This window comes from Actinophytocola sp. (assembly GCF_035712165.1).
Taxonomy (GTDB): Bacteria; Actinomycetota; Actinomycetes; order Mycobacteriales; family Pseudonocardiaceae; genus DASYTH01.
Genome location: NZ_DASTBH010000466.1, coordinates 1 through 5,884, shown reverse-complemented (window position 1 = coordinate 5,884; position 5,884 = coordinate 1). Strand labels below are relative to the sequence as shown.

The 5,884-nt window shown below is 71.2% G+C and carries 8 protein-coding genes; 6 read left to right on the top strand and 2 right to left on the bottom strand.

All coding sequences use genetic code 11. From position 1 onward, the window contains the following. A partial coding sequence (locus VFO68_RS26150) for a hypothetical protein (RefSeq protein WP_325161039.1) occupies positions 1-237 on the bottom strand: 237 nt, incomplete at its 3' end. 152 nt (positions 238-389) lie between these two features. On the opposite strand from VFO68_RS26150, the gene VFO68_RS26145 reads away from it, so the two are divergent. Genes VFO68_RS26145 through VFO68_RS26120 form a run of 6 tightly spaced genes read left to right on the top strand, consistent with a single transcriptional unit; the run spans position 390 to position 4,893 of the window. Then, positions 390-1,385: a LacI family DNA-binding transcriptional regulator gene (locus VFO68_RS26145; RefSeq protein ID WP_325161040.1), complete on the top strand. Its 996-nt coding sequence runs from the start codon at positions 390-392 to the stop codon at positions 1,383-1,385. Further along, positions 1,382-2,146 carry an ATP-binding cassette domain-containing protein gene (locus tag VFO68_RS26140; RefSeq protein WP_325161038.1) on the top strand — a complete coding sequence of 255 codons (765 nt, stop codon included), beginning with the start codon at positions 1,382-1,384 and terminating at the stop codon, positions 2,144-2,146. Before VFO68_RS26145 ends, VFO68_RS26140 begins: the two co-directional genes overlap by 4 nt. Next, positions 2,143-3,183, top strand: a complete 1,041-nt coding sequence (locus VFO68_RS26135) for an ABC transporter permease (RefSeq protein WP_325161037.1) — start codon at positions 2,143-2,145, stop codon at positions 3,181-3,183. The genes VFO68_RS26140 and VFO68_RS26135 overlap by 4 nt, the downstream gene beginning before the upstream one ends. Positions 3,184-3,199: 16 nt before the next feature. Then, entirely contained in the window at positions 3,200-4,186 is a 987-nt protein-coding gene (locus VFO68_RS26130) for an ABC transporter substrate-binding protein (RefSeq protein ID WP_325161036.1), read from the top strand. A gap of 36 nt (positions 4,187-4,222) precedes the next feature. Beyond that, positions 4,223-4,498, top strand: coding sequence for an AbrB/MazE/SpoVT family DNA-binding domain-containing protein (locus VFO68_RS26125; protein ID WP_325161035.1), 276 nt, complete (start codon positions 4,223-4,225; stop codon positions 4,496-4,498). Continuing rightward, positions 4,498-4,893, top strand: a complete 396-nt coding sequence (locus tag VFO68_RS26120) for a PIN domain-containing protein (protein ID WP_325161034.1) — start codon at positions 4,498-4,500, stop codon at positions 4,891-4,893. The genes VFO68_RS26125 and VFO68_RS26120 overlap by 1 nt, the downstream gene beginning before the upstream one ends. Here the strand turns inward: VFO68_RS26120 and meaB are convergent. Further along, entirely contained in the window at positions 4,890-5,837 is a 948-nt protein-coding gene (gene meaB, locus VFO68_RS26115) for a methylmalonyl Co-A mutase-associated GTPase MeaB (protein ID WP_325161033.1), read from the bottom strand. The genes VFO68_RS26120 and meaB overlap by 4 nt on opposite strands. Positions 5,838-5,884 lie beyond the last annotated feature (47 nt).

Below are 5,884 nucleotides of genomic sequence, written 5' to 3'. Positions count from 1 at the left end.
CACCGTGTCCGGGCTCCACTGCACCATGCCGAACGGCACGTCCGCGCCGGGGAAGGTGTTGCCGGCGCCGCCGCCGGTGCCGTGGTCCTCGCCGCCGGGCCGGGTGCCGGTGTACGGGTCGACCCAGCGGGCCAGGTCCTCCGCGGGCGGTGGTTGCGCCACCGCCGGCGCCGCCGGCAGCAGCGCCACCAGCGTCAACAGGCCCGTCGTGACCGCGCTTCCCCGCCTCGCCAGCATCGTTGACAACCTTGTCGGTAGGAAGTGACCTTCTAGGCCACCCTGCCGCGAACTTCCGACGACGGCAAGCCCAGCGGCACCCGTTGACAACCCCGCTGGTCCGGGTGTGTGATCACCGAACTATGACAACGTTGTCCAACCGGCGGGCGACGATGAGCGATGTCGCCCGGCTGGCCGGGGTCAGCATCAAGACGGTGTCCCGGGTGGTGAACGCCGAGCCGGGGGTGCACGCCGACACCGCGGGCCGGGTGCTGGCGGCGATCGAACGGTTGGGCTTCCGGCGCAACGTCGGCGCGCTGAACCTGCGCCGCGGCCTGTCCACCGGCACGATCGGCCTGGTCCTCGAGGACGTCGGCAACCCGTTCTACTCCGGGCTGACCCGGGCGGTCGAGGAGGTCGCCCGGGGGTTCGGCCGGCAGGTGCTCACCGGGTCCTCCGACGAGAACGCCGACCGGGAACGGGAACTGGCGCTGGAGTTCTGCGCCCGCCGGGTGGACGGGCTGATCGTGGTGCCGGCCGGGCTACGGCACGGCTACCTGATGCCGGAGATCACCTCGGGGATGCCGGTCGTGTTCGTCGACCGGCCGGCCGGTGACGTGCTGGCCGACACCGTGCTGGTGGACAACCTCGAGGGCGCCGCGGCCGCGGTCGCGCACCTGGTCGCGCACGGCCATCGCCGGGTGGCCTTCCTCGGCGACTCGCCGGACATCTTCACCGCGACCGAGCGGCTGCGCGGGTTCCGCGAGGGCTGCGCGAAGGCCGGTATCCCGTACGACGAAACGCTGGTCGCGATGGGCCCGCACACCGCGGCCGGGGTCGCCAGCGTGTTGCGCCGGCTGCTCGGCGGCCGGGCCCCGGCCACCGCCGTGCTGACCGGCAACAACCGGATCACCGTGCACGTGCTGCGGGCCATCGCCGGCAGCCGGCGCCGGCCCGCGCTGATCGGGTTCGACGACTTCGAACTGGCCGACCTGCTCGAACCGCCGGTCAGCGTGGTCGCCATCGATCCGGCCACGCTCGGCAGGGCCGCCGCCGAACTGCTGTTCAACCGGCTCGGCGGCGACACCGCCGCGCCACGCCGGCTCGTGCTGCCGGTCCGCCTGATTCCGCGTGGCTCGGGCGAACTGCGGCCGGGGAGCAGGCGATGAGCACGGCCGTGCTGGAGGCGACGGACATCGTCAAGCACTACGGCTCGGTGGAGGCCCTGCGCGGCGCGTCGTTCGACGTGCGGGCCGGCGAGGTGGTGGCGCTGATCGGCGACAACGGCGCCGGAAAGTCCACTTTGGTCAAATGTCTGGTCGGCGCCGAGCAGCCGACCTCCGGCACGGTCCGGTTCGAGGGCCGCGAGGTGCGGTTCGACTCGCCGGTCGCCGCCCGGGCGGCCGGAATCGAGACCGTGTACCAGGATCTGGCGGTCGCCCCCGACCTCGACCCGGCCGCGAACCTGTTCCTGGGCCGGGAGATCTACCGGCCGGGCCTGCGCGGAATGCTCGGCATGATCGACAAGACGGAGATGAAACGCCGCGCCGCGGCCGAGTTCGACCGGCTGGGCATCGTGCTGCAGGACATGGACGTGCCGATCGGCTCGCTGTCCGGCGGCCAGCGCCAGAGCGTGGCCGTCGCCCGCTCGGTGGTGTGGGCGAGCAAGGTGGTGTTCATGGACGAACCCACCGCGGCGCTGGGTGTCCTGCAGCGCGAACGGGTGCTCGACGTGATCCGCCGGGTGCGCGACGAGGGCATCGCGGTCGTGCTGATCAGCCACAACATGCCGGAGGTCCTCGCCGTGTCGGACCGGGTGGAGGTGCTGCGGCTGGGCCGGCGGGTGGCCCGGTTCACCGCGGCGGAGGTCACCCTCGAGGACCTCGTCGGCGCCATGACCGGGGCGCTGACCCAGGAGGAACCCGCATGACCGCGACCAGACCGTCGACGCCGGAGACGCAGGCGCCCCCGCGCCGGCGGAGCCCGGGGATGCGGATCCTGGCGGCCAACACGTTCTGGATCGCGCTGGTGCTGCTGGCGCTGATCGCGGTGTTCAGCGTGCTGGCGCCGGACGCCTTCCCCACCGTGTTCAACTTCCAGCGGCTGGCCATCGAGACCGCGGTGCTGCTGGTGCTGTCCGTCGGTATGACGTTCGTGATCATCACGGGCGGCATCGACCTGTCCGTGGGCTCGGTGCTGATCTTCTCCGGCATGGTGTCGGCGAAGACGATGAACGCGTTGTCCGCCAACGGAAGCGCCATCAACGCAGGCTGGGGCGTGATCACCGTCGGGCTGCTGGTGGCGCTGGCTTCCGGTGCGGCGTGGGGACTGGTCAACGGACTGCTGACGGCGAAGGCCGGCATCCCGCCGCTGATCGTGACGCTCGGCACGCTCGGCGCGGCGCTCGGCGCGGCCAGCCTGCTCAACAACGGCTCGGACATCCGCAGCGTTCCGACCGCGCTGAAACGGTTTCTGGGCTCCGGGACGTCGTTCGGCGGCATCCCGAACCTGGTGATCGTCGCGGCGGTGCTCACCGTGGTCGCGGCCTGGCTGCTGCACACCACCCGGTTCGGGCGCTACACGTTCGCGGTCGGCTCCAACGCCGAGGCGGCCCGCCGGGCGGGCATCGGCGTGACCGCGCATCTGGTGAAGGTGTACCTGCTGACCGGTTTTCTCGCCGGGGCGGCGGGTTTCATGTCGCTGGCGTACTACAGCACCACCGGGATCGCCGCGCACACCACCGACAACCTCAACGCCATCGCGGCCGTCGTGATGGGTGGCACGAGCCTGTTCGGCGGGATCGGCACCATGCTCGGCACGGTGATCGGCGTGTTCATTCCGGCGGTGCTGAAGAAGGGCTTCAACATCGTCGGCGTCCAGGACTACTGGCAGATGATCGCGGTCGGCGCGGTGCTGGTCGCCGCGGTGTGGTTCGACCAGCGGAGAAGGCGGGCCAGGCAACGGTAAACGGAGGTGTCGAGGGATGAGGATCGCGATACGACACACGGTGGCCGCCGTGGGCGCGGTGGTGCTGCTCGCCGGGTGCGGCAGCGGGCAGGTCGAGGACTCGTCGGGCAACCAGGGTGGCGGTGCCGGCAACAAGAAGCTGGCCCTGGTTCCGGGCGTGCAGAACGAGCCGTTCTACATCTCCATGCAGTGCGGGGCCGAGGAGGAGGCGAAGAGCGCCGGGTACACCGTGCAGACCAACGCCCCGGCCAAGTTCGACGCCACCCTGCAGGAGCCCATCGTCACCGGTCTCGCCGCGAACAAGCCCGCGGCGCTGCTGATCGCGCCGACCGACGACGTGGCGATGACCGAACCCATCAAGCAGGTCAAGGATCAGGGCGTGGTGGTCGTCGAGGTGGACACCGCGCTGCAGGACACCTCGATCGCCGTGTCCACGGTGACCTCCAACAACGAGGAGGGTGGCCGGCTCGCCGCCCAGACCCTGGCCAAGCTCGCCGCCGGGAAGTCGGGCACCGTGCTGGTGCTGGACACCATCGCCGGCACGTCGACGACCAACGCCCGCGCCAAGGGCTTCGAGGACGAGTTGAAGAAGACCCCCAACCTCAAGTCCGGCGGCGTCGAGTTCACCCAGAACGAGCCCGACCAGGCCGCGTCCAAGGTGACCGCCGCCCTGGCCGCCAAGCCCGACCTGATCGGCATCTTCGCCACCAACCTCAACACCGGCGAGGGCGCCGCCACCGGCCTGCGCAACGCCAACAAGATCGGCGCGGTCAACCTGGTCGGCTTCGACGCGAGCCCCACCGAGGTGGAGGGCCTCAAGGCCGGCGAGTTCCAGGGCCTGATCGCCCAGGACCCTGCCACCATCGGCCGCGAGGGCGTCAAGCAGGCCATCGCCAAGCTCGAGGGCAAGGACGTCAAGCGCAACATCGAGGCCCCGCTCGTGGCCATCACCAAGGACAACATGTCCGCCAACGAGAAGTACTTCTACAAGACGAACTGCTGACTCGCCTCCCGGGGCGGCGGAGCCTATCCTTTACTCGTGACCGCTGCGGTAAAGCACGACGGCGACGACCCACCGCCGCGCCGGACTAAGGTGAGCAGCAAGAACCAGGTGACCCTCCCGGTCGCCGCGCTGGCCGCCGCCCGCGTCAAGTCCGGCGACATCCTCCAGGTCGAAGTCGAAGGCGACGGCGTCCTCCGCCTGACCCGCTACCGAGATCCCCGCCTCGACCTGCTCGAGGAGTTCATCGGCTCGGCGCCGGGGATCTCCGCGGCGGCCAACCTGGAAGAGTTGAGGGACGAGTGGGAAAGGTAGTGCTGGACACGAGTGTGCTGCTCGGCCTGCTCGACACCGGCGACGCGCACCATCAGGCCGCGGCCCGCGCGGTCACCCAGTGCATGGTCGCGGGCAGCGACTTCGGCCTACCGGCGAGCGTTCTGGCGGAGGTGCTGGTGAGCGAGGCGCGCCGCAGCCGGCCGGCGGTGGAGCAGCGCCGCATCCGCGTGCTTACGTTGTTCGGCCCGGTCCGCCCGATCGACGAGGCGGTCGCCGTCCATTCCGCCCAGCTTCGGGCCAGGCATCCGTCGCTGCGGCTGCCGGACGCGCTGGTGCTGGCCACCGGAATCGTCGACGACGCCGAACTGGTCCTGACCGCCGACAAGCGCTGGGCCGGTCTCGACAAGCGAGTCCGCCTGCTCGACTCCGGCTAGGGGGACAGCAGCCGGTCGGCGGCGGTGTAGGGGTCGAGGTGGCCGGCGACCACCTGTTTGGCCAGGTGGGTGAGGGTGTCGGCGCCGTGGTGGGTGAAGCGGGAGCGGAGCGTGGCCAGGGCGATGGCCTCGATCTCGCCTGCGGCGCGGCGGGTGCGGCGGGTTTCGAGCTCGCCGTGGGTGGTGAGCCAGTCGTGGTGGGCATCGAGGGCCGACATCAGGTCGTCGATGCCGGCGGCGGTGCTGGCGACGGTGGACACGACCGGAGGCCGCCAGCGGGGGCCGGTGATCTCCTTGCGGGACAAGGAGATCATGTTCTTCAGGTCGCGGGCGGTCTGCTCGGCGCCGTCCCGGTCGGACTTGTTGACCACGAAGATGTCGGCGATCTCGAGGATGCCGGCCTTGGCGGCCTGGATGCCGTCGCCCATCCCGGGGGCGAGCAGGACCAGCGTGGTGTCGGCCAGCGACACGATGTCCACTTCGGACTGTCCGACCCCGACGGTCTCGATCAGGATCACGTCGCAGCCGGCGGCGTCCAGCACCCGCAGCGCCTGGGGCGTGGCCAGGGCCAGGCCGCCGAGGTGGCCGCGGGTGGCCATGGAGCGGATGAACACCTCGGGGTCGGTGGCGTGGTCGTGCATCCGGATCCGGTCGCCGAGCAGGGCGCCGCCGGAGAACGGGGACGTGGGGTCGATGGCGAGCACCCCGATCCGGGCGCCGCGCGCACGAAACGCGCTGATCAGCGCCGAGGTGGCGGTCGACTTGCCGACCCCGGGCGCCCCGGTCAGACCCAGCACCCGGGCCCGGCCGGTGAGCGGCGCCAACTCCTCGGCGACCGCGCGCAGGTGCGGGCTCTCCTCCTCGACCAGCGAGATCAGCCGGGCGACCGCGCGCGCCCGGCCCGCCCGCGCCTGCTCGACCAGGGCGGTGACGTCGATGGGCATGGCGGAAAGTTGTATCAGCCCTTCGGCACGCTGATGAGCAGGGCGTC

What these genes read in the sequence shown, in the direction of transcription:
- VFO68_RS26135 (WP_325161037.1), top strand. Translation starts at nt 2,143, where the DNA reads ATGACCGCGACCAGACCGTCGACGCCGGAGACGCAGGCGCCCCCGCGC.
- VFO68_RS26145 (WP_325161040.1), top strand. Translation starts at nt 390, where the DNA reads ATGAGCGATGTCGCCCGGCTGGCCGGGGTCAGCATCAAGACGGTGTCC.
- VFO68_RS26140 (WP_325161038.1), top strand. Translation starts at nt 1,382, where the DNA reads ATGAGCACGGCCGTGCTGGAGGCGACGGACATCGTCAAGCACTACGGC.
- meaB (WP_325161033.1), bottom strand. Translation starts at nt 5,837, where the DNA reads ATGCCCATCGACGTCACCGCCCTGGTCGAGCAGGCGCGGGCGGGCCGG.
- VFO68_RS26130 (WP_325161036.1), top strand. Translation starts at nt 3,200, where the DNA reads ATGAGGATCGCGATACGACACACGGTGGCCGCCGTGGGCGCGGTGGTG.